17 protein-coding genes and 7 tRNA genes are annotated in these 21,666 nt (G+C 71.4%); 10 read left to right on the top strand and 14 right to left on the bottom strand.

All coding sequences use genetic code 11. The features are described from left to right. Window positions 1-84: 84 nt before the first annotated feature. Together R0145_RS07765 and R0145_RS07760 are read right to left on the bottom strand one after the other, a co-directional pair. Window positions 85-723, bottom strand: a complete 639-nt coding sequence (locus tag R0145_RS07765) for a response regulator transcription factor (protein WP_317839781.1) — start codon at window positions 721-723, stop codon at window positions 85-87. After that, entirely contained in the window at window positions 711-1,934 is a 1,224-nt protein-coding gene (locus tag R0145_RS07760; RefSeq protein ID WP_317839779.1) for a sensor histidine kinase, read from the bottom strand. The genes R0145_RS07765 and R0145_RS07760 overlap by 13 nt, the downstream gene beginning before the upstream one ends. A gap of 125 nt (window positions 1,935-2,059) precedes the next feature. On the opposite strand from R0145_RS07760, the gene R0145_RS07755 reads away from it, so the two are divergent. Further along, window positions 2,060-3,130, top strand: coding sequence for an acyl-CoA desaturase (locus R0145_RS07755; protein ID WP_317839778.1), 1,071 nt, complete (start codon window positions 2,060-2,062; stop codon window positions 3,128-3,130). 107 nt (window positions 3,131-3,237) lie between these two features. After that, window positions 3,238-5,886 carry a magnesium-translocating P-type ATPase gene (gene mgtA, locus R0145_RS07750; RefSeq protein ID WP_317839776.1) on the top strand — a complete coding sequence of 883 codons (2,649 nt, stop codon included), beginning with the start codon at window positions 3,238-3,240 and terminating at the stop codon, window positions 5,884-5,886. 55 nt (window positions 5,887-5,941) lie between these two features. On the opposite strand, the gene R0145_RS07745 is transcribed toward mgtA, so the two are convergent. From R0145_RS07745 to R0145_RS07735, 3 genes are all read right to left on the bottom strand, one after another. After that, window positions 5,942-6,016: transfer RNA gene (locus R0145_RS07745), tRNA-Val, on the bottom strand. Window position 6,017: 1 nt separating this feature from the next. Beyond that, window positions 6,018-6,088, bottom strand: a tRNA-Cys gene (locus R0145_RS07740). 61 nt (window positions 6,089-6,149) lie between these two features. After that, window positions 6,150-6,222: transfer RNA gene (locus tag R0145_RS07735), tRNA-Gly, on the bottom strand. 158 nt (window positions 6,223-6,380) lie between these two features. On the opposite strand from R0145_RS07735, the gene sppA reads away from it, so the two are divergent. Further along, window positions 6,381-8,027, top strand: a complete 1,647-nt coding sequence (gene sppA / locus R0145_RS07730; RefSeq protein ID WP_317839775.1) for a signal peptide peptidase SppA — start codon at window positions 6,381-6,383, stop codon at window positions 8,025-8,027. Window positions 8,028-8,109: 82 nt separating this feature from the next. On the opposite strand, the gene R0145_RS07725 is transcribed toward sppA, so the two are convergent. From R0145_RS07725 to R0145_RS07715, 3 genes are all read right to left on the bottom strand, one after another. Continuing rightward, window positions 8,110-8,184 (bottom strand) — tRNA-Val (locus R0145_RS07725). A 1-nt stretch (window position 8,185) separates the two neighbouring features. After that, window positions 8,186-8,256 (bottom strand) — tRNA-Cys (locus R0145_RS07720). Window positions 8,257-8,359: 103 nt separating this feature from the next. Further along, a tRNA-Gly gene (locus tag R0145_RS07715) sits at window positions 8,360-8,432 on the bottom strand. 353 nt (window positions 8,433-8,785) lie between these two features. Here R0145_RS07715 and R0145_RS07710 point away from each other — a divergent pair. The 3 genes from R0145_RS07710 to msrB all read left to right on the top strand — a co-directional run bounded on the left by R0145_RS07710 (window position 8,786) and on the right by msrB (window position 10,618). Next, window positions 8,786-8,860, top strand: a tRNA-Val gene (locus R0145_RS07710). 331 nt (window positions 8,861-9,191) lie between these two features. Then, window positions 9,192-10,007 carry a sirohydrochlorin chelatase gene (locus R0145_RS07705; RefSeq protein ID WP_317839773.1) on the top strand — a complete coding sequence of 272 codons (816 nt, stop codon included), beginning with the start codon at window positions 9,192-9,194 and terminating at the stop codon, window positions 10,005-10,007. A gap of 164 nt (window positions 10,008-10,171) precedes the next feature. Continuing rightward, window positions 10,172-10,618 carry a peptide-methionine (R)-S-oxide reductase MsrB gene (gene msrB / locus R0145_RS07700; RefSeq protein WP_317839771.1) on the top strand — a complete coding sequence of 149 codons (447 nt, stop codon included), beginning with the start codon at window positions 10,172-10,174 and terminating at the stop codon, window positions 10,616-10,618. Window positions 10,619-10,662: 44 nt separating this feature from the next. On the opposite strand, the gene hemQ is transcribed toward msrB, so the two are convergent. Together hemQ and hemE are read right to left on the bottom strand one after the other, a co-directional pair. After that, window positions 10,663-11,355 (bottom strand): hydrogen peroxide-dependent heme synthase, encoded by a 693-nt coding sequence (gene hemQ, locus R0145_RS07695; protein ID WP_317839769.1) that lies wholly within the window; start codon window positions 11,353-11,355, stop codon window positions 10,663-10,665. Between the two features lie 28 nt (window positions 11,356-11,383). Next, window positions 11,384-12,433 (bottom strand): uroporphyrinogen decarboxylase, encoded by a 1,050-nt coding sequence (gene hemE / locus R0145_RS07690; RefSeq protein ID WP_317839768.1) that lies wholly within the window; start codon window positions 12,431-12,433, stop codon window positions 11,384-11,386. A 222-nt stretch (window positions 12,434-12,655) separates the two neighbouring features. On the opposite strand from hemE, the gene R0145_RS07685 reads away from it, so the two are divergent. Further along, a complete protein-coding gene (locus tag R0145_RS07685) occupies window positions 12,656-13,258 on the top strand; it encodes a DUF3000 domain-containing protein (protein ID WP_317839767.1) in 603 nt (200 codons plus the stop codon). Between the two features lies 1 nt (window position 13,259). Beyond that, the gene (locus tag R0145_RS07680; protein WP_317839766.1) at window positions 13,260-14,492 is read left to right on the top strand and encodes an HRDC domain-containing protein; all 1,233 of its coding nucleotides are present in this window, start codon (window positions 13,260-13,262) and stop codon (window positions 14,490-14,492) included. A 49-nt stretch (window positions 14,493-14,541) separates the two neighbouring features. Here R0145_RS07680 and dxs read toward each other — a convergent pair whose 3' ends face one another. Next, entirely contained in the window at window positions 14,542-16,473 is a 1,932-nt protein-coding gene (dxs, locus tag R0145_RS07675; RefSeq protein WP_317839765.1) for a 1-deoxy-D-xylulose-5-phosphate synthase, read from the bottom strand. Window positions 16,474-16,664: 191 nt separating this feature from the next. Here dxs and R0145_RS07670 point away from each other — a divergent pair, with 191 nt between their 5' ends. Both R0145_RS07670 and R0145_RS07665 read left to right on the top strand, forming a co-directional pair. Further along, complete coding sequence (locus tag R0145_RS07670) at window positions 16,665-17,378, top strand: ABC transporter ATP-binding protein (RefSeq protein WP_317839764.1); 714 nt, start codon at window positions 16,665-16,667, stop codon at window positions 17,376-17,378. Then, window positions 17,375-18,967 (top strand): hypothetical protein, encoded by a 1,593-nt coding sequence (locus tag R0145_RS07665; protein ID WP_317839763.1) that lies wholly within the window; start codon window positions 17,375-17,377, stop codon window positions 18,965-18,967. Before R0145_RS07670 ends, R0145_RS07665 begins: the two co-directional genes overlap by 4 nt. 25 nt (window positions 18,968-18,992) lie before the next feature. Here R0145_RS07665 and R0145_RS07660 read toward each other — a convergent pair whose 3' ends face one another. The 3 genes from R0145_RS07660 to R0145_RS07650 are packed head-to-tail and all read right to left on the bottom strand — an operon-like array spanning window position 18,993 to window position 21,554. Beyond that, the gene (locus R0145_RS07660) at window positions 18,993-19,304 is read right to left on the bottom strand and encodes an AzlD domain-containing protein (RefSeq protein ID WP_317839762.1); all 312 of its coding nucleotides are present in this window, start codon (window positions 19,302-19,304) and stop codon (window positions 18,993-18,995) included. After that, on the bottom strand, window positions 19,304-19,996 hold the full coding sequence (locus R0145_RS07655; protein WP_317839761.1) for an AzlC family ABC transporter permease: 693 nt from the start codon (window positions 19,994-19,996) through the stop codon (window positions 19,304-19,306). The genes R0145_RS07660 and R0145_RS07655 overlap by 1 nt, the downstream gene beginning before the upstream one ends. Window positions 19,997-20,006: 10 nt before the next feature. Next, entirely contained in the window at window positions 20,007-21,554 is a 1,548-nt protein-coding gene (locus R0145_RS07650) for an amidase family protein (RefSeq protein WP_317839760.1), read from the bottom strand. Window positions 21,555-21,666: the final 112 nt, after the last annotated feature.

Here is a 21,666-nt window from a genome sequence, read left to right as displayed (position 1 = left end):
CCGATGGGGCTTGTGTTGCAGCTCGCCGGGTCCGACCTTGGGGATGGTCCGGCCGGCCCCACCGAGGGACGCGACCGCTCGCGCTCAGCGCTGCAGGTAGGCCAGCACCGCCAGCACCCGGCGGTTGTCGTCGTCGGAGGAGACCAGGTCGAGCTTGGCGAAGATGTTCGCGATGTGCTTGCCGACCGCCCTCTCGGTGATCGACATGGCGTCCCCGATCGCGGCGTTCGAACGGCCCTGCGCCATGTGTTCCAACACCTCGCGTTCCCGTGGGGTGAGGGCGGCGAGCGGGGCGCCACGACGCCGCAGCAGCTGAGTGACCACCTCGGGATCCATCACGGTTCCACCGGCGGCGACCTGGCGTACGGAACTGACGAACTGCTGGACGTTCGCGACCCGGTCCTTGAGCAGGTAGCCGACGGCACCCTCCGCCGAGGCGAGCAGTTCCCGGGCGTACAGCTGTTCGACGTACTGGCTCAGCACCAGGATCGGCAGGCCCGGACGGCGGCGGCGGGCCTGCACGGCCGCCCGCAGGCCCTCGTCGGTCCCGGTCGGTGGCAGGCGTACGTCCAGGATGGCCACGTCGATGTCGGGACGCCCGAGCGCCCGGACCAGCGACGGTTCGTCCGCGACCGCCTCGACCACCTCGATGTCATGGACCTCGAGCAACTGGATCAGTCCGGCCCGGAGGAGCGCGTGATCTTCGGCGACTAGGGCACGCACGGCATCTCCATGGTCAGGACGGTGGGCCCACCCGGTGGGCTGGTCACCGCCAGTGTCCCATCGAAGGTGGCCAGCCGGCGGCGGATGCCGCCGAGTCCGCTGCCCCGGCTCTCGTCGGCGCCGCCTCGTCCGTCGTCACGCACCACCCCGCGCAGGGTGTCGGGCCCCAGCTCCAGCGCGATGTCGCCGCGATCGGCCCCGGAGTGTTTGACGACGTTGGCGAGCGCCTCGGAGATGACGAAGTAGGCGCAGGCCTCCACCGGAGCGGGCAGCCTGGCCGACTCGTCGGCACCGAATCCGCGGACCCGTACGTCGATGTCCAGCGGCAGGTCGAGCGCCAGCGCGCGGACCGCACCGACCAGACCGCGGTCCGCCAGCACCGGCGGATGGATCCCGTGGACCAGACGCCGCAGGTCCTGCAGCGTGGCGGTCACCGAGTCCTGGGCCTCCTCGAGCAGCCGACGGGCCCGCTCGGGGTGGGCGGCGATCAGCTCCTCCGCCAGGCCGACGGTCATCCCCAGACTGACCAGGCGGACCTGGACCCCGTCGTGCAGGTCCCGCTCGATCCGGCGGATCTCCTGGGCAGCGGAGTCGACGCTGTCGGCCCGGCTGGTGGTCAGGGCGGCGACCCGGCTGCTGAGGACGGCGGTCCGGGACGGTCCGAGGATGGCGTTGGTGATCGCGGCCCAGGCCCGGACCAATGGCGGTGTCGCGTACCACCATGCCGTCAGCAGACCCGCGGCGAGGAGCCAACCGACCAGGCCCTGCAGCCACCAGCTGGCCAGGGGGACCGCCCACGGCGTCAGCGCCACCAGGGGCAGCAGAACGGCGGCCGCCGCACCGGCGAGAAACAGCTGAGGAAGCAGCACCAGGGACAGCCCGGCGGTGGCGTTGACACCGATCCACAGCAGGTCGCGCCAGGTCGCCTCGTCGGTCAACAGCCCACGGACGACCACGAAGAACCCGCGGTGCTGCGGCCCCCCGGAGCGGTAGGGACGCGCCACTTCCCGGCCGAGCACGTAGCCCGCACCGCAGCGGTGGGCGTTGAGGAGCCGGCGACCGACCCAGACGGCACCGATCAGCAGCGGGATGCCCACCCACAACACGGTGAGCGGCAGGCTGACCAGGGCAACCACCCCGGGGATCAGGCAGACCACCGAGAGCAGCGCGGCGATCAGCGCCACCAGGGTCAGTTGCAGTCGCCGCTTCATTGCTCCATCATCTCGCGCCGTCCGCGACGGCCGGCCCCGCTCAGGGTGACAGGGGGGCCAGCACCCCTATCGATCCGGGTGCTGCCCCCAGTGCTCGCCGCGGCCGAGGAGCCGAGACTCGACGTATGACGACACACCTGGAAGCAACGGTCGGATCGGCAGCGGTCCCCGTCACGACTCCGGACGGGCTCCGGCAGAGCTCCTTCCGACCCCTGATCAAGCGGATCAAGGCCCGTGGCCTGATGGCCGGGACGACCCGCTACTACCTGGTCACCGGCGGCGCGCTGGTGGTGGCCATCGCCGCCGTCGTCGCCGGCCTGGTCCTGCTGGCGGGTAGCTGGTGGACGCTGCTGCTGGCCCCGCTGCTCGCGATCACCTGGGGACAGGTCAGCTTCGTCGCCCATGACGCGGGCCACCGGCAGCTGCCGGGCCCACGCTCCGTGAGCGACCGGGTCGGCCTGGTCGCGGCGAACCTTCTGCTCGGTGTCAGCTTCGGGTACTGGAACGACAAGCACGACCGCCATCACGCGAACCCGAACCACGAGGGTCTCGATCCCGACGTGGCCGAGGGCATCATCACCTGGTCGGAGCGCCAGCACGCGAAGAAGACCGGACTGGGCTTGTGGGTGTCGCGCCACCAGGCCGCCCTGTTCTTCCCCCTGCTCACCTTCCAGGGGTGGCTGCTGCAGGTCGAGGGCGTCGGCTGGCTGCGGCGCCGGCCCCGCGGAACCCGAGCGGTGGAGGGGGTGTTGCTGGCGCTGCACTGGTCGCTGTACCTGGGCCTGCTGGGATGGCTCCTCACGCCGTTGCAGGCACTCGCCTTCATCGTCGTCCACCAGGGCATCTGGGGCTTCCTGCTGGCGTCGGTCTTCGCACCGAACCACAAGGGAATGGAGATGCCGGAGGGGCAGCAGACCAGGCTCGACCACCTGCAGAAGCAGGTGCCGACATCCCGCAACATCATCGGCTCGCCTCTGGTCGACTTCTTCATGGGCGGCCTCAACTACCAGGTCGAGCATCACCTGTTCCCGTCGATGCCGCGGGCTCACCTGAAGGACGCCCAGCCGATCGTCGAGGAGTACTGCCACGAGATCGGCATGCCCTACGTCAAGGTAGGGATGATCGAGTCGTACGGCCAGATCCTGCGCTACCTGCACGCCGTCGGCAACGGTCGGCAGGCCGAACGGCTCGTCTGACCAGGTGCCGGCCGGCCGCCCGGATGACCTCGCGGGGGTAGTGTCGGCGATGTCAGTCCACATCGCGCCCCGATCGTTCTGAGCCGTCCGAGGAGAGGTCGTCAGCGGTGAACGTCGAACATCCTCAGTCCGCGACAGGTGTCTCCGACGGTCACGACCGGGTGTCCGGAGGGCTGGACCTACCCGGCGCAGCCGCCCTCTCCCCCGCCGGGACGCTGGCGGCCCTCGGCAGTGGGACCGACGGCCTGACCGCGGAGACGGCAGCCCGACGGCTGCGGGAGGGCGGCGGGAACGCGGTGCGCGAACGTCGGGTGAGCCCGTTGCGGGTGCTCGGCCGGCAACTCGCCAGCCCGCTGCTGATCCTGCTGGCGGGGACCGCGGTGCTGTCGTTCTTCCTCAGCGATCGGATCGACGCCGTCATCATCGGCAGTATCCTGATCGCCAGCGTCGGGCTGGGATTCGGCAACGAGTACCGGGCCGAACGGACCGCGGCCTCGCTGCACGACCGGATCCGGCACTCCGCGGTCGTGGTGCGCGGTGGTGCGCCGGCGGAGGTCGACGTGACGGACCTGGTGCCGGGCGACGTCGTACGACTCCAGATGGGGCAGGTGGTCCCCGCCGATGTCCGGCTGCTGTCGGTGCACGGCCTGGAGTGCGACGAGTCGATGATCACCGGAGAGTCGGCGGCGGTCGCCAAGAGCGTCGATCCGGTGACCGGCGCCCGGACGATCGACGACCTGCCGGACTGTGCGCTGATGGGCACCATCGTCACGGCGGGGACGGCCGAATCCGTCGTCGTGGCCACCGGCGCCGATGCCGAGTTCGGTCGGATCGCCCGCAGCCTCGGAGAACGGGCACCGCAGACCGACTTCCAGATCGGGCTGCGGCGGTTCTCGGTGTTCCTGATGCGGGTGGCGCTCGCGCTCACCGCCGCCATCCTGGTGACGAACCTGCTGCTCGGCCGCCCCCTCCTCGACGCGGCGCTCTTCGCCCTCGCGATCGCGGTCGGGATCACCCCGCAACTGCTGCCAGCCGTGGTGAGCACCAGCCTGGCCGCCGGATCGCGGGCGCTCGCCAGGGTGAAGGTGCTCGTCAAACGCCTGGTGTGCATCGAGGACCTCGGCGACATCGACGTCCTCGTCACCGACAAGACCGGTACCCTGACCGTCGGGCACATCACCTACGAGCGGGCCCTCGACGCCGATGGTCAGGACGATCCGCAGGTCCGGGACCTCGGGATGCTCGCGAGCAGCGTGGAGATCTCCCCGGCCGGCACGGCGGTCGGGGGCAATGACCTGGACAACGCGCTGTGGAACGCCCCGGGGGCCGACTTTACGGCCATCCGGGCGGCTCGACGGGTGGCCGAGCTGCCCTTCGACCACCACCGCCGGCTGAGCAGCGTGCTCGCGGAGACCGCCGACGGACGCCGACTCATCGTCAAAGGAGCGCCCGAAGCCGTCCTCGCCCGCTGTGACATCGCCCCGGAGGCGCCGGTGCACCGGCTGCTCGAGGACCTGTTCCGCGGCGGGGAGCGGGTCATCGCGGTCGGCTGGCGACCGGCCGGGGAGATGACCACGATCAGGCCGGAGGACGAGGCGGGACTCACCCTGTCCGGGTTCCTCACCTTCGCCGACCGGCCGAAACCGGATGCCGCCGCCGAACTGGCCGAACTCGCCGACCTGGGGATCACCGTCAAGGTCGCCACCGGAGACAACGCCCTGGTCGCCGAGAAGGTCGGTCGTGAGCTCGGCATGGACGTGCAGGGGGTGCTGACCGGGGTCCAGATCGACGCGATGGACGACACCCAGCTGGCCGGCGCCGCCCGCCGGACGACGATCTTCGCCCGGCTCACCCCGGACCACAAGGCCCGGTTGATCCGTGCGCTGCGCGGTTCCGGCTATGCGGTCGGCTTCCTCGGCGACGGGGTGAACGACGCGCTCGCCCTGCACGCGGCCGACGTCGGGATCTCGGTCGACACCGGTGCGGACGTGGCCAAGGACGCCGCCGACGTCATCCTGCTGGACAAGAACCTCGGCGTGCTCGCCGACGGCATCCGTGGCGGCCGGCGGATCTTCGCCAACACCATCAAGTACGTGATGATGGGAACCTCGTCCAACTTCGGGAACATGTTCTCGGCGGCCGGCGCCTCGGCGCTGCTGAGCTTCCTGCCGATGCTGCCCGGGCAGATCCTGCTCAACAACCTGCTCTACGACATCAGCCAGCTGGCCATCCCGACCGACCGGGTCGACGCCGCACAACTGCGCCGACCGTCGCACTGGGACATCGGCTTCATCCGGAAGTTCATGCTGGTCTTCGGCCCGATCTCGTCGATGTTCGACTTCCTCACCTTCGGGATGATGATCGGGCTGTTGCACGCCGCGCCGGAGGAGTTCCGCACCGGCTGGTTCGTCGAGTCCCTGGCGACCCAGACGCTGATCGTGTTCGCCATCCGTACGCAGCGGGTCCCGTTCTGGCGCAGTCGGCCGAGTCTCCCGCTGTTGTTCAGTGTGCTCGCGGTGGTAGCGGTCTCGATCATCCTGCCGTTGACACCGTTGGCGCCAGTGCTGGGCTTCACTCCGCTGCCGCCGCTCTTCTTCGCCGCCCTGGTGATCATGGTGGCCGTCTACCTGACGGCGATCGAGATCGCGAAGCATGCCTTCTACTCGCTGGGCCGTCGTCCCACTCCGCCGCCCGGGAGACACGAGTACGAACGCCGGGTGCGGCGCCGCAGCGCCCGGTTCGTCAATCAGCGGTGAGGTCGAGCCCGAACGCTGTAGCAGCCCCCCGGACGTCCGGGGGGCTGCTACCGCATGGTGGGCGGTACTGGGTTCGAACCAGCGACCTCTTCCGTGTCAGGGAAGCGCGCTACCGCTGCGCCAACCGCCCGAGGTGGAGACGGGATTTGAACCCGCGTGCACGGATTTGCAGTCCGTTGCCTCGCCTCTCGGCCACTCCACCATGGGACGACCCTCGCCCGGTGGAGGGCGTACAGTCCCGCCCTGGGGCGGGACCCGCTCCGAGCGGACGACGGGATTCGAACCCGCGACCCTCACCTTGGCAAGGTGATGCTCTACCAGCTGAGCCACGTCCGCATGCTGTGGCCCCTGTCGGGGCCGTCCTGCTCTCTCTCGACCCCGCGAGACATCCCGTGGGGCGTTGAAAAACTCTATCCGAGCCCCGGATCCCACGCAAATCGGCGCGTTGCCCCAGCGGAGGACCCGCTGTCCGGACCCGGCCGTACGCTGGACGCATGGCCGAGCTCACCGATCACCTCGCGTCCGTCCTCCGTACGATCAGCGACACCGCCCGCGCCGGCTCTCGACCCCGCCCCGACTGGGCCGTGGTGGACCTGCGAGGCGGCTACCCCGAACACACCTCGCTGAGCCTGCGCAGCCTGCTGGCCGGCACCGAGTCGTTCGAGGCCCTGCACACCAAGCTGGAGCGCCTGGGCGCCTCCGACCGGATCTCCCACGTGCTGGTGCGGGTCGGGACGCTCACCGTCGGCGCCGCCACCCTCGACGCGCTCGCCGACCTGCTGGCCGGGCTGGCCGCGCGCAAGCACGTGGTGGCGTCCCTGCCCACCATCAGCGCCGGCACCCTGCTGCTCACCCGCTCGGTGCAGGAGGTCACCGCCCCGCCGTCGGCCGGCGTGCTGTTGACCGGGCCGGCCACCGAGCGCAGCTATCTCGGCGGCTTCCTCGGCTCACACGGCATCGGGTTCGAGACCGAGCGGATCGGGCGCTACAAGTCGGCCGCCTCGACCTTCACCGACGAGTCGATGGATGATGCCGAGCGCGAGCAGCTGCAGGCCTATCTCGACACCTTCCGCGAGGAGTGGGCCGCCCGGGTGGCAGCGGGTCGCGGACTGCAGCCCGACCGGGTGGCCGGCTGGCTGAGTGCGGACCTGGTCAACGCCGAGCAGGCGGCCGCCGCCGGGGTGATCCACCGGGTGGCCTACGACGACGAGATCGTGCAGATCGATCCCGCGGCCCGGGTCGGTGCCCTGGAATACGTCCTGCCCAGGATCGACAGGGCGGCCAGCCGCTCCCGCGGGCTGATCCGTCGCGCGGCCGGCGCCGACCGGGTGGCCGTGGTGCGGGTCGAGGGCGCGATCGTCACCGGCCTGAGCCGGCCGGCGACCCCGTTCTCCCCGCCGGCGTGCGGGTCCGACACGGTGGTCGCCCAGCTGCGCGCAGCCAAGGCCGATCGGGCGACGAAGGCGATCGTGCTGTCGGTCAACTCCGGGGGCGGGTCGGCGCTGGCCTCCGACCTGATCAGCCGCGAGATCGCCACCGCAGAGGTGCCGGTGGTCGCCGCCATGGACGATGTCGCCGCCTCGGGCGGCTACTACGTGGCCGCCCGGGCGCGGGAGATCATCGCCAGCCCGTTCACGCTGACCGGTTCGATCGGGGTGATCGTGGCCCGGCCGGTGCTGCGTGAGCTGCTGCAGCGCCACGGCATCGTCATCGACCGGCTGGGCGATGACCGGGCACTGATGTTCTCCGCGGCGCGCGAACTGACCGATGCCGAGCGTACGTTCCTCCACGCCATGGTCGTCGACGTCTACACCCGGTTCGTCGACGAGGTGGCCGCCGGACGTCACCGCGACCACGCCGAGATCGACGCGATCGGGCAGGGACGCATCTGGAGTGGTGCCGATGCGCTGCGGGTCGGCCTGATCGACCGCTTCGGGGATCGTACGACCGCCGTCGAGCGCGCCCGGGAACTCGCCGGGCTGCCGGCCTCGGCTCCGGTGTGGCGCCCCTCGCCGCGTCCGCACCGCGGGCCGCTGGCGGCCGTGCCCGAGCTGGGCCGCGGCGTCGAGGGGCTGCTGGAGCCCTTCGGCCAGGAGAAGGTGCTGACGCTGCTGCGCCCGGGGCTGCGGGTGCGGTGGTAGGTCGGTAAGCGTCCGGAGCGGGAGACCGCAGGAGCCCGGACGACGTAGCAGCCCCCCGGACATCCGGGGGGCTGCTACCGCATGGTGGGCGGTACTGGGTTCGAACCAGCGACCTCTTCCGTGTCAGGGAAGCGCGCTACCGCTGCGCCAACCGCCCGAGGTGGAGACGGGATTTGAACCCGTGTACACGGATTTGCAGTCCGTTGCCTCGCCTCTCGGCCACTCCACCACCTGGAGGACTCCCACCCGGGTGACACATCACTCCGGGTGATCCCGGCACGATGCAGGTGTCGTCTCCTGCTGGGGGTTTCCCAAGGGCGAGACCCTCTCCGAGCGGACGACGGGATTCGAACCCGCGACCCTCACCTTGGCAAGGTGATGCTCTACCAGCTGAGCCACGTCCGCAGCAAATCAAGCGATCCGTCTCCGGATCACCCTCTTCACCCTGCGCCTCGGGACCGAGGCGCGATCAGGAACTCTAGCAGGCCCACTCCGAGGGGCCAAATCCGCTCATCGGCCGGATCATGCCCCCGTCGCCGGCCTGAGCTCCCGACGATGCCTCCCGTTTCCGGTCGGCGAGGAGATGTCTACCAGAGCGAGTTACACGGGTGCAACTTTCGGAGGACGGCACCACCCCGCGACATCCGACACCGCTCTGCGGCACGCACAGTCGATGCGGGTGTGAGCGGAGATCCGAACCGCCCCGCATGGGCGGTTTGGTGATTCCGCCGAGTCGTGGCTATTGTTGGCTCTCGCACGGGCGGTTGGCGCAGTGGTAGCGCACTTCGTTCACACCGAAGGGGTCGCTGGTTCGAATCCAGTACCGCCCACCAATGAAAGACGCTCCGACAAGGTGAAACACCCCTTTTCGGGGCGCACTCGAGAGCGTTGCCCGGCGGCGACACAGGCTGCCCGCCCGGCACGGTCCGCCACCGGGTGCCCGCGTCGGAGCCGATGATCCAGGGTCTGGCCCACCGACCCAGGACGTCCACATCTTGAACCAAGGTCCCAACTGGTGAGACGTCAACTTGCATTAGCCATTTCTCCCGGGTGAAAGTTCTCCTATCCACCTTTTGAGACGCCGTCCCAGGACGGCTCTCCTGACCAATACTCCCCGGCCACCCGTCCGGTGCATCCGGAGGCTCGGGGGGAAAGGAACCGGCAATGACGGCCCCGGCCCTCGTCCTGCTCGCCCATGGCCACAGCGATCCGCAGATCGCCGAGATCACCCATGCGATGCGGAACGAACTCATGGCCAGGTGCCCCGAACTGGTCGTACGGGCGGCCTATCTCGGCGGATCGGGCCCCTCACCGGTCCAGGTGGCCGGCAAGCTGGCCCGCCTCGGCACCGAGGAGATCGTCTTCGTTCCACTCGAGGTCGGCTGCGCCTACCGCGCCAGTGCCGTCGCCGGCGACGCGATCACCCGGGTCGCGGCCGCCTGTCCCGATCTGCGGGTGCTGCTGTCCCGGCCGATCGGCCCCGAGCCGATCCTGCTCACCATGCTGGACCGTACGCTGCGCCAGGCCCTCAGCGACCACCACGTGACCGAACTGGACGGTCTGGTGCTCTCCACGGCAGGTACTCAGGACGTGCGCAGCCGCGCGTTGCTGGCGCGCCGGACCCGACAGTGGGGGATGCACCACAAGCTGGCCTGTGTGACCGCGTATGTCGACGAGACCGGCCCCTCGGTCGAGGAGGCCGTCCAGACCCTGTGGAACCAGGGACGCCGGCACGTGGCTGTGGGGTCGTGGTTCCTCAGCACCTCGGACCTGTGGGCACACCAGGCGGAGGCCGCGCTGACTGCCGGCGCAATCGCGGTCAGTCGTCCGATGACGGCCGGCCCGGAGGTTGCCGAGCTGGCCATGCACCGGTACGTGGTCGGCGCAATGGACCTGATCGACTTCGGCAGCCTGGTGCCGCCGGCAGAGGCCGAGGAAGACCTCGACCTGGCCCCCGAACTGCACGCCATCGGCGCCTGAGCCGCAGGTCACCGTCGGGGCTGTACACCACCAGCGACCGGGCTCTGCACCACCAGCGCCTGACCCGCACACCACCGGGGTCCGGCGTACGTCGACAACGGGTCCGACGTACGCCGACCTCGTGGGTGACCGAGCAATAGGTGACCCGGATTACACTGGCGGACATGAAACCCACCCCCCACCAGGCACCCCAGGAACCGACCCTGAAGCTGTCGGACCAGGAGTGGCGCGCCCGGCTCACCCCGTCCGAGTACCACGTGCTGCGCCAGGCCGGCACCGAGCGGCCGTTCACCGGCGAGTACGAGACGACGACCACTGCCGGGGTGTATCGCTGCCGCGCCTGTGGCGCCGAGCTGTTCCGCAGCACGGAGAAATTTGACGCCCACTGCGGCTGGCCGGCGTTCTGGTCACCACTGGCCGAGGACCGGGTCGTTCACCTCGTCGACGACAGCCTGGGCATGCGACGCACCGAGGTGCGCTGCGCGCGCTGCGGCTCGCATCTGGGCCACGTCTTCGAGGGCGAGGGATTCGACACGCCCACCGACCTGCGCTACTGCATCAACAGCATCTCGCTGACGTTCGAAGAGGCGGAGCAGAGGTCGGACGGGTAGTCGTCGGCCATCCGACGGACGACCACCCCGCCGCCCCGGTTCGTTCAGAGGGCCGGGTCCCAGCGGTCGACGAGTTCGGACAGCTCGTAGCGGCGCCCGGTGTAGAACGGGATCTCCAGACGGGTGTGCCGACGGGCCTCGGCGCCGCGCAGGTGACGCATCAGGTCGACGATCCGGTGCAGTTCATCAGCCTCGAAGGCCAGGATCCACTCGTAATCGCCCAGCGCGAACGACGAGACGGTATTCGCCCGGACGTCGGGGTAGTCGCGGGCCATCATGCCGTGCTCGGCCAGCAGCCGCCGCCGCTCCTCGTCGGGCAGCAGGTACCACTCCAGTGAACGGACGAACGGGTACACGACAAGGTATGGATGGGCCTCCTCCTCGGCCATGAAGGCCGGGACGTGGCCCTTGTTGAACTCGGCGGGGCGGTGCAGCGCCACCTGCGACCAAACCGGCTCGAGCGTACGACCCAGCCGCGAGGCCCGCAGCGTGTTGTACGCGGCCTGCAGGGTCTCGATCCGGGGGGCGTGCCACCACACCATCACATCGGCGTCCGCCCGGAAACCCGATACGTCGTACCAGCCCCGGATCACCAGGTCGGCATCCTCGCTCTCGTACCCGGCCAGCGCGGTCAGCGCCTCCTGGGCCGCGGCGACCCCGATGCCGGGGTCGGTCCGCCGGAACACGGACCACATGGTGTAACGGATGGTGTCGTTGATCTCGCGCGCCTTCTTCACGGCGGTGCCTCTCTGGAGATGGACGGGTTCAGCGGGCCAGGGCCTCGGCCCGCAGGGCCGGGCCCTCCTGGTGCACGAAGGCCACCAGACGGGTCAGCACGTCGGGGTCGGTGCCGGCCGGCACCCCGTGGCCGAGGTTGAAGATATGGCCGGGCGCCTCGGCGCCGGCCCGGATGACGTCGCGGGTCCGCTCGGCGATGACCTCCCACGGCGCCGCCAGCAGGGCCGGGTCGAGGTTGCCCTGGACGGCGCGGCCCGGGCCGATCCGCCGGGTCGCCTCGTCGAGCGGCACCCGCCAGTCGACGCCCACGACATCGGCCCCGGCGGCACCCATCAGCCGCAGCAGCTCCCCGGTGCCGACCCCGAAGTGGATCCGTGGCACATCCGCCACCCGGGACAGCACCTGGGCCGAATGCGGCTCCACCCGCGTCGCATAGTCGTACGGTGCCAGGCTGCCGACCCAAGAGTCGAACAACTGGACGGCCTGGGCACCGGCGTCGATCTGCACCCGCAGGAAGGTGGCCGAGATCCGGGCCAGCTTGGCGCACAGCTCGTCCCACAGCATCGGTTCGGCGGCCATCAGGCCCTTGGTCCGCGCATAGTCCTTGCTGGGCCCGCCCTCGATCAGATAGGAGGCGAGGGTGAACGGCGCCCCGGCGAAGCCGATCAGCGCCTTGTGCGGCGGGAGTTCGGCGCGGATCGCCCGGATCGCCTCGGCGATGTCGGGGATCGACCCCGGATCCAGGTCCGGCAGCGCGCGGATCTGTTGCGCTGTGCGGATCGGCTCGGCGATCACCGGGCCCACCCCCGCCCTGATCTCCAGCTCCACCCCGGCGGCGGCCAGCGGCACCATGATGTCGGAGAAGAAGATCGCGGCGTCCACATCGTGACGCCGGACGGGCTGCAGGGTGATCTCGGTCACCAGCTCGGGACGCCGGCAGGACTCCAGCATCGGGATGCCCTCACGGACGGCCCGGTACTCCGGCAGGGACCGCCCGGCCTGACGCATGAACCACACGGGGAGGGCGTTCCCCTGCTCTCGGGCGGCGGCGGCCAGCAGGCTGGGGATGTCTGTCACCCGGCCATCCTCGCACGCCGCGCCGAGTGCCCGACCGGCGTCCGTCCGGCCGTGCCGCGCAGCGGTCACGGGTCCAGGACGTCCCGTTCCGCCCCGTGCCGGCCCCGGCCGGCGCCCCCGCTGGGTGCCCGACCGGGGCCCGATCTGCGGGCGGCGACGATGCCCCGGGGGATCCGGCGAGTCGCGTGAAGGTCGGGCGACCGGGCAGCATAGCCTACAGGGGTGGCAGTTCATCCCGACCCCACGGCAGCGCCGACCCCGTTCCAGCGGGTGGTTGCCGACCTGAGGGCGCATCGGTGGCGCCCCGGTGTGACGATCGAGGAGATCCCCTCGCCGCAGCGGGTCGCGCCGTACGCCGTCGCCGTCTCCGCGGACCTCACCCTGCGCGATCAGGAGCTCGGCACCGGGCGACTGGTAATCCTGCACGATCCCGAAGGGGTCGAGTCCTGGCAGGGGGCCTTCCGCGTGGTCGCGTACGCCAAGGGGGAGGTGGACCCGGAAATGGTGACCGACACGATGCTCGCCGAGGTCGGCTGGTCCTGGTTGCTGGAGGCACTCGGATCCCATGACGCGGCCTATGTCGCGCCGAGCGGGAACGTGGCCTGCACCTGGAGCCGCTCGTTCGGGGCGCTCGAGGAGCAGCCACCGCAGGCCGAGATGGAGATCCGGGCCTCCTGGACCCCCCTGCTCGACGGGGACGGCGGTGGCATCACGGCCCATCTGGACGCGTTCGCCGAACTGCTCTGCGACACCTGTGGCATCCCCCCACTGCCCGAGGGTGTCGTGATGATGACCCCGCTGCGGCAGCGCCGGCAGGAACGCTGACATGGACGATCCCGACAACGGACTCCCCACCCTGCTCACCCCGCGCGACGGCACTCCCCCGGTCACCGACACCGACGCCGGCTACGAGGCGATGGTCGAGGCCCTGGCCGAGGGGCAGGGCCCGATCGGCATCGACACCGAACGCGCGCACGGCTTCCGCTACTCCCCCAAGGCGTGGCTGATCCAGTTGCGGCGCGCCGGGGCGGGCACCTTCCTGCTCGACCCGGTCGCGCTCGCCCCCGAGGATGAGCTGGCCGACCTGTCCGGGCTGCGCGAGGCGGTCGCCGAGGCGGAGTGGGTGATCCACGCCGCGACCCAGGACCTGCCCTGTCTGGTAGAGGTCGGCCTGAAGCCCGATCGGTTGTTCGACACCGAACTCGCCGGCCGGCTGCTCGGCTATCCGAAGGTGTCACTGGGCGCGATGGCCGAGCAGTTCTGTGGGGTGCACCTGCTCAAGGAGCATTCCGCGGCCGACTGGTCCACCCGGCCGCTACCGGAGGACTGGCTGGTGTACGCCGCCCTCGACGTCGAGCTGCTCAGCGAGCTGCGCGACGCCATGGCCACCGAGCTGGTCGCCGCCGGCAAGGACGAGTGGGCCCGCCAGGAGTTCGCCTACCTCGTCGAGGACGCGGAGCGGCCCCGCCCGCCGCGCGAGGAGCCGTGGCGGCGGGTCTCCGGCATCCACGACGTCCACGGCCGCCGCCAACTCGCCCTGGTCCGCGAGCTGTGGGAAGCCCGCGAGGGGATCGCCGCCCGCCGGGACAAGGCACCCGGCCGGATCCTCAACGATCGGGTGATCATCGCCGCCGCCGTCCGGCCCGGGCTGACCGCCGGCAACCTGTCCGAGCTCTCCGGCTTCCGCAAGGGTGTCACCAAGCGCTATCTCACCGTGTGGTCCGACGCGGTGCGCCGGGTCGAGACGATGGCCCCGGAGGACTATCCGGCGGTCCGTCCCCCGCGGCGGGGCCACGGCGCCCCCCGCACCTGGCAGGGGCACAACCCCGAGGCGTACGCCCGCTTCACCGCGGCCCGGGAAGTGCTGCACCGGATCGCCGAACAGCACACCGTGCCACCGGAGAACCTGCTCGCCCCCGACACCTGGCACCAGCTGTGCTGGGAGCCGCCCCGCTCCGTCACCCCGGTCGCGGTGGACGAACGGCTCGCTGCCGCCGGCGCCCGCCGCTGGCAGCGGGAGCTGACCCGGGAGGGGCTGGCGGCGGCGCTGGCCGAGTGATGGCGGCGCCCGGCCGATTCACCCCGCTACCGGGAATCTGCCGTCGGCCCTACTGGGAGTCCTGCAGCCGGCTCGGATCGATCGGGGAATCCACCGACGGCCGGTCCAGCCGCAGCATGTGCTCGACCACCGACCGGGCGATGTCCTGGCCGGTCAGCCCGAGATCGGCCAGGATCTGTCCGCGTGACCCCTGCGCCAGGTAGCGATCGGGGATCCCGAAGGCCTGCACCGGCGTGGTGATCTCCCGGTCGGTCATCACCTGCTCGAGCCGGGCACCCACGCCCCCGACGACGCAGTTGTCCTCGATGGTGACCACCAGGTCATGGTCGGCGACCAGATCGAGGAGGTCGTCCCCCACCGGGAGCGCCCAGACCGGGTCGACGACGGTGGCCGGGATGCCCTGCTGGGTGAGGCGCCGGCCCACATCGAGACCCGTTCCGACCAGCTGGCCGTACGCCACGACGAGCACCCGCGGCCGCCCCGCGGAGGCGTAGAGCACATCGACCGCGCCGTGGTGGCTGATCGCGTCGATGTCGTCGGGCAGTTTGTCCTTGGAGAACCGGACCAGCGACGGGGCGTCGTCGATGTCGACCGCCGCGTTCAGGGCCTCCCGGAGCCGCTGGGCGTCCCGCGGTGCCGCCATGTGCATGCCCGGCACGATCTGGAACACCGACAGGTCCCACATGCCGTTGTGGCTGGCACCGTCGCTGCCGGTGATACCGGCCCGGTCGAGGACGAAGGTGACTCCGGCCCGGTGCAGACCGACGTCCATCAGCACCTGGTCGAAGGCCCGGTTGAGGAAGGTCGAGTAGACCGCGACCACCGGGTGCAGCCCCATCGCCGCCATCCCCGCGGCGGAGGTCACCGCGTGCTGCTCAGCGATGCCCACGTCGAACGTACGGTCCGGGAAGGTCGCCGCGAACCGGTTGAGGCCGGTCGGATGCAGCATCGCCGCGGTGATGGCCACCACGTCGTCGCGCCGGCCGCCGATCCGAACCAGTTCCTCGGCGAAGATGTCGGTCCAGGTCGCCGTGACGATGCTGGACAGCGGTTCGCCGGTGTGCGCATCGATCTGGCCGATGGCGTGGAACCGGTCCTCCTCGTTCTGCTCCGCCGCCCGGAAGCCGTGCCCCTTCTGGGTGAGACAGTGCACGATCACCGGCCCACCGAAGTCCTTCGCCTGGGCCAGGGCCCGCTCCACGGCGGGCTCGTCGTGGCCGTCGATCGGCCCGACGTACTTCAGGCCCAGGTCGGCGAAGAGACCCTGCGGCGCCAACACGTCCTTGAGTCCGGTCTTGAGCCCGTGCAGGAGCTCGTACGCCGGCCGGCCGACCAGCGGGGTCCGGCTGATGTTGCGCTTGATCATGTCGAGCAGGTCCTCGTAGCGGCGATCGGTGCGCATCACGGCGAGGTGCTGGGCCAGCCCGCCCACGGTCGGGGTGTAGGAGCGTCCGTTGTCGTTCACCACGATGACCAGGCGCAGGTCGTCCTGGACGGCAATGTTGTTGAGGGCCTCCCACGCCATGCCGCCGGTCAGCGCCCCGTCGCCGACGAAGGCGACGACCGTACGGTCCGTCTCCCCCTTGAGCTTGAGCGCCTTGGCCATCCCCTCGGCCCAGGACAGCGCGGCCGACGCGTGGGAGTTCTCCACCCAGTCGTGCACGGACTCCTCCCGGCTCGGGTAGCCCGACAGTCCGCCGAGCTGACGGAGCCGGTCGAAGCCGCCCTGGCGCCCGGTGAGGATCTTGTGCACGTAGCTCTGGTGCCCGGTGTCGAACACGATCGGGTCGTGCGGCGAGGTGAAGGTGCGGTGCACCGCCAGGGTCAGCTCGACCACACCGAGATTGGGTCCCAGGTGGCCGCCGGTGCGGCTCACGTGGGTGATGAGGAAGTCACGGATCTCCGCGGCCAGCTCGTCCATTTCGGTGCGGGTCAGGTCTCGCAGGTCCGCCGGACCCTGGATCCTCTCCAACAATGGCATGCAGATCAGTCTAGGGCGCCGCCCCCTCGATACTCGACTTTCGAGGCTTCACCGGCACACTCACAGCCTCCGCCACCGGGCACCACCACCAGGTATCATGTATCACAAGCTAACTGGTTGTCCGATACTCTCGGTGCTGTCCGACGAACGGCACCGGCAGACGGCTCGACGTACCCCGAAGGAAGGCTCCGATGCTGGAGATCTCGCACCTCACCCACCGCTTCGGCACCACGCTCGCGGTCGACGACCTGACCCTGAGTGTCCCCGACGGGCAGATCACCGGGTTCATCGGCCACAACGGCGCCGGCAAGTCGACCACCCTGCGGGCCGCGGCGGGCATCCTGCCGTTCACCACCGGCACCATCACCATCGGCGAGCACGACGTCCGCGCCGACCCGATCGCCGCCAAGCGGATCACCGCCTTCCTCCCGGACAACCCGGATCTCTACGACTTCATGACCGGGCTGGACTTCCTGGGCTTCATCGCCGACCTGCACCGGATCCCCCGGGCCGAGCGCCTGGACCGGATCGCCAGCTACGCCGAGGCGTACGACCTCACCGACGACCTCGGTGGGGTGATCGGCGGCTACAGCCACGGCATGAAGCAGAAGCTGGCGCTGATCAGCGCCTTCCTGCGCCGGCCGCGGCTGCTGCTGCTCGACGAGCCCTTCGTCGGCCTCGACCCGCTCGCCTCGCACACCCTCAAGGGGCAGCTGCGGGCGCTGTGCCACGACGGCGGCGCGGTCCTCTTCTCCACCCATGTCCTCGAGGTCGCCCAGAGCCTGTGCGACGACATCGCGATCATCCGCCGTGGCCGGCTGGTGATCAGCGGGCCGACCGCCCGGGTGGTCGGCGACGCCTCACTGGAGGACGTCTTCCTGGAGCTGCAGGGGGACCTCCGATGACCCCGGTCCTGGCGCTCACCCGGGTCCAGTTGTGGGGCCTGCTGGTCGGGATGGGCGGCCGGCGGACGACCCGGCGCCGCTGGTCGGTGGCCGTCCTGGTGACGATCGTGGCACTGGCCACGGCCGGTCTCAGCGCGCTCTACTCCGCCGGCCTGACGGCACTGCTCGAGCCGGCCGGCGCCGCCGACCTGGTGCTGGTGATCATGCCGGCGCTGACCGCGGTCGGCGCCGTCTCGGCGGGCACCTTCGGGGCCAGCCGATCGGTGCTGGGTGGCCGGGACGACACGCTGCTGCTCGCCCAACCGATCCGCCCTCGCACCATCGCGCTGGCGAAGCTGGCTGCGGTGGCCCTGCAGAACGTCCTCTTCCTGGTGGTCGCCGTGGTGCCGACCGGCATCGTGTGCGCCGCCCACGTCACGGTCCGGGCCTGGTACTGGCCCGCGCTCCTGGTCGGCGCGATCCTGCTCGCGCTGGCGGTGACCGCCGTGTCGGTGGCGCTCGCCCTGGCGGTCACCGTGGTCACGCCGCGGCGCCGCGGCCGAGCCGCCGTCAACGTCGCGATCCTGGTGGTCACGGTGGCGGCGACGCTGGGTCTGGTCCCGGCCGTCCGACAGGTCCAGGACCTGCTGCTCGCCGACCCCGCCGCGGTCCGTACCGTGCTGCGGACCTGGGCCTGGGGGTTCATGGCGCTGCGCGACCTGGCCCTCGACGGGTCACCGCGCGCTGCGGCCGTCCTCCTCGCGGTGGGGATCGGGCCGCTGCTGGCGGTCGGCTGGCTGCTCGCGGCCGCGTACGTCCCGCTGCTGGCCGGACGGCGGGACACCGCGCCGACCGCCCACCGTGCCGACCTTGCCGGGCTGGTCGTCCGTTCCCCGTTCCGTGCCCTGCTGCGACGGGAGGCGCACCGGTTCTTCACCAGCACCGTGTACCTGGTGAACAGCGGCTTCGGGGTCGTCATGCTCCTCGTCGGTGCCGGCTGGCTCGTCGTCGCCGGCGGGCTCCCGGCCGAGGTGCGGGCGATGGCAGGTGCTCTGCACCTCCCGCTGCCGGTCCTTGCCGCCGTCGCCCTCGCGGTCCCGCTCGCGCTGACCTGTACGACGGCCCCGAGCATCTCCCTGGAGGGCGACCGGCTGTGGATCCTGCGCGGAGCCCCGATCGATCCGCTGCTGGTGCTGGCGGCGAAGGCCGCGCTCAACGTACTGGTCGTGCTGCCGGCGATGGTCCCGGCCGGCGTGGTGCTGGCCGTGGTGACCGGGGCGGGTCCGCTCGACGCGGCGCTGATCCTGCTGACCGGCGCCCTGGTCACCCTGCTGGTCGCGGAGGCCGGACTGGTGGCCAACCTGGTCTGGCCGGTGCTGGACGCCCCCAGTGACGCCGTGGTGGTCAAGCAGAGCGTGAGCGTGCTGGTGGCGATGCTGGCGGGCTTCGTGGGAGCCGTGGTACTGACCACCGTCGGCCTGCTGACCGCACCGCTGCTCGGCGCCACCGGCGCGCTGCTGGTGCTGCTCGGGACGACCACGACCGCCGTCCTGGTGCTGTCCGTGGTCCTGCGCGGCTGGGGGGCGCGGGCCTTCACCCGCCTGGGCTGAGTCCGCGCCCGACCGGTGGGCCCGGTCAGCCCCAGCCGAGCAGCCGGGTCACCGCGGCAGCGACCGCGCCGAGGATCACCACGACCAGGAACGGGGCGCGCAGCGCCAACGCCACCGCCGCGACCAGCAGAGCGACCACCCGGGCGTCCAGCACCAGCGCGGTGCCGTGGGCGAAGGTGTTCATCACCACCAGGGCGGACAGCAGGCCGATGGTGAGCACCGTCGTCAGCCGGGTCATCGCCGGGTGCTCCAGCACCCGGTCGGGCACCAGGTAGCCCGACAGCTTCAGGCCGTACGCCGCCAGGCAGGCCAGCAGCACCCATCCCCAGGCACTCATCACCGCTCCTCCGCTGTCGTCCGCGGGTGGCCGGGGCCCCACAGCGCCCATAGCACCGCCACCACCGCGGCCGCGAGGATCGGGATCCCGGCCGGCACGAACGGCGTGGCCAGCGCGGTGACCAGGCCACACACCACGGCGATCGAGCCGGCCTCGCGGCGACGCAGCCGCGGCCAGAGCAGGCCGAGGAAGGCGGCCACGGCGGCCCCGTCCAGGCCCCAGACCCGGGGATCACCCAGCGCGGCGCCGATCAGCGCGCCGACCAGGGTGAACGCATTCCACAGCACGAAGACCCCGAGGCCGGCGGTCCAGAAGCCCCGGCGGATCTCGGTCGGCTCGACCTGGCTGGAGCCCACCGCGGTCGACTCGTCGATGGTCACCTGGGCGGCGACGAACCGGTGCCAGCCCCGCGGCCGGAGCAGGGCGTTCATCGACACGCCGTAGACGGCGTTGCGGACCCCCAGCAGTGTCGCGGCGAGCGTCGCCGTGGCGCCGGCCCCGCCGCCGGCGATCGTCCCGATGAAGGCGAACTGCGACCCGCCGGTGAACATCAGCAACGACAGCGCGCAGGCCTGCCAGACCGACAGGCCGGAGGCGACCGCGAGGGCGCCGAAGGAGACGCCGTACAGGCCGGTCGCCACTGCCACCGACAGCCCCAGCCGCACGGCGGGCGAGGTCAGCAGGGCGGGCACCCCGACAATGCTAGGCGAAGGCCGACCGCGCCCCGGCCAGCAGCCGACGGGTGAGCGCCACCAGGGCGTGGTCGCTGCCCATCGGGCCGACCAGGCTCAGCCCCGCGGGAAGCCGGCGGCGGGTCGCCAGCGGGATGGTCAACGCGGGGAGACTGCCGAGTGGCGCGATCGCCGAGAGCAGGGTCGTACGCTGCCGTCCGCGGCGGCCGGCCGCCCCGCCCAGATCGCGGGTCGGCGCGACGGTCGCGGTGGTGGGGACGACCAGCACACCGTTGCCGATCGCCTCGGCGACCGACGCCCGGGCGGCGGCCTGGGCGCGACGCACCCGGTCGGCCCCGTCGGCCGCCAGCGCGCGCCCGGATCGCAGCACCGCCTCCGGCTCCTGGCCCAGGTCGTCCGGATGGACCAGAGCCCAGTCGCCGTACTGTGCAGCGGCCTCGAGGTCACGGACGTCGCGGAAGGTGTCTCCCCAGCCGGCCACGGTGCTCCGGGGCAGATCGACCATCCGCAGCGGCAGCACCCCGTTGTCCCATCGGCCGGTGATCGCGTCGATGGCCCGGACCACATCGGGATCGGCGACCCGGAGCAGATCGGGGCAGAGCAGCACCTCGTCGGGTTCCCGGCGGCCGGCCTCGGGCAGCAGCGCCTCGGTGACGACGCCGAGAGTGTCCAGGTCCCGGGTGGCCCAGGCGATGGTGTCGAGCGACGGGGCGACGGTGGTGACCCCGTCGGTGGGTACCGATCCGTGGGTGGACCGCAGGCCGAAGAGGCCCTGGTACGAGGCGGGCACCAGCAGGGAGCCACCGCTGTCGGTGCCGAGGGCGATGTCGGCCTGGCCGTGGGCAACGGCGGTGGTCGCCCCGGACATCGCCCCACCCGGGATCCGGTCGACCGCCCGGGCGTTGACCGGCATTCCCGCCTGTCCCGCGCCGGTGCCGCCCAGGGCGAGTTCCTCCAGTTGGGCCAGGCCGACCAGCGACGCCCCGGCCCGCAGGGTGGTGGTGACCACGGAGGCGGAGGTGGCGGCGGGCGCCGAGACTTCGAGCACGGCGCTGTTGCCCAGACCGGTACGATGCCCGGCGACCCGGATGACGTCGGCAAGGGCCACCCCGAGTCCGTCGAGACGGCCCGAGCCCTGCGGTTCCAGCAGCGGGGTGCCGGCCTCGCGCCAGATCCGAGGATCGATCGCCAGGGTCGGCGTGTCGACCTGCGCGGAGGCGATCCGCCAGCCCTCCGGGGTGTCCTCCCACAGCAGCGTCATCACTCCGCGGCCCCCGCCGGGGGCGCGGTGGGTGAGGGTGATCAGGGTGCCCTCGGGCCCGATCTCACGCTGATGGGTCTGCACCAGCCCCTCGATCGCCGGCAGTGGATCAGCGCGGACCGCCTCCACCACCGAGCCGAAGCCCACCACCATGCCGCCGGCGCGACCGAGCAGGGTCTGCTCACCGGGCACGAAGAAGCGCTCGACCAGGCGCGGGTCGACGGCTTGCAGGGCGTCGACGAACGCACGGAAGGTGGGGGCCAGACCGGCGTCGTGGCTCGGGATGCGCGGCGTCACGGCTCCACGCTAGCGCCGCAACCGGCCGCTGTCCGGTGACGGCCCCGGAGGAACACCCCGCGGGAACGCACAGCCGGTCGACGACCACCGTGTGAGCACCCGCCGGACACCT

It is taken from the genome of Raineyella sp. W15-4 (assembly GCF_033170155.1).
Taxonomy (GTDB): Bacteria; Actinomycetota; Actinomycetes; order Propionibacteriales; family Propionibacteriaceae; genus Raineyella.
Note: the sequence above shows the minus strand (reverse complement) of the source record. Positions and strands in the feature narration are given on the sequence as shown.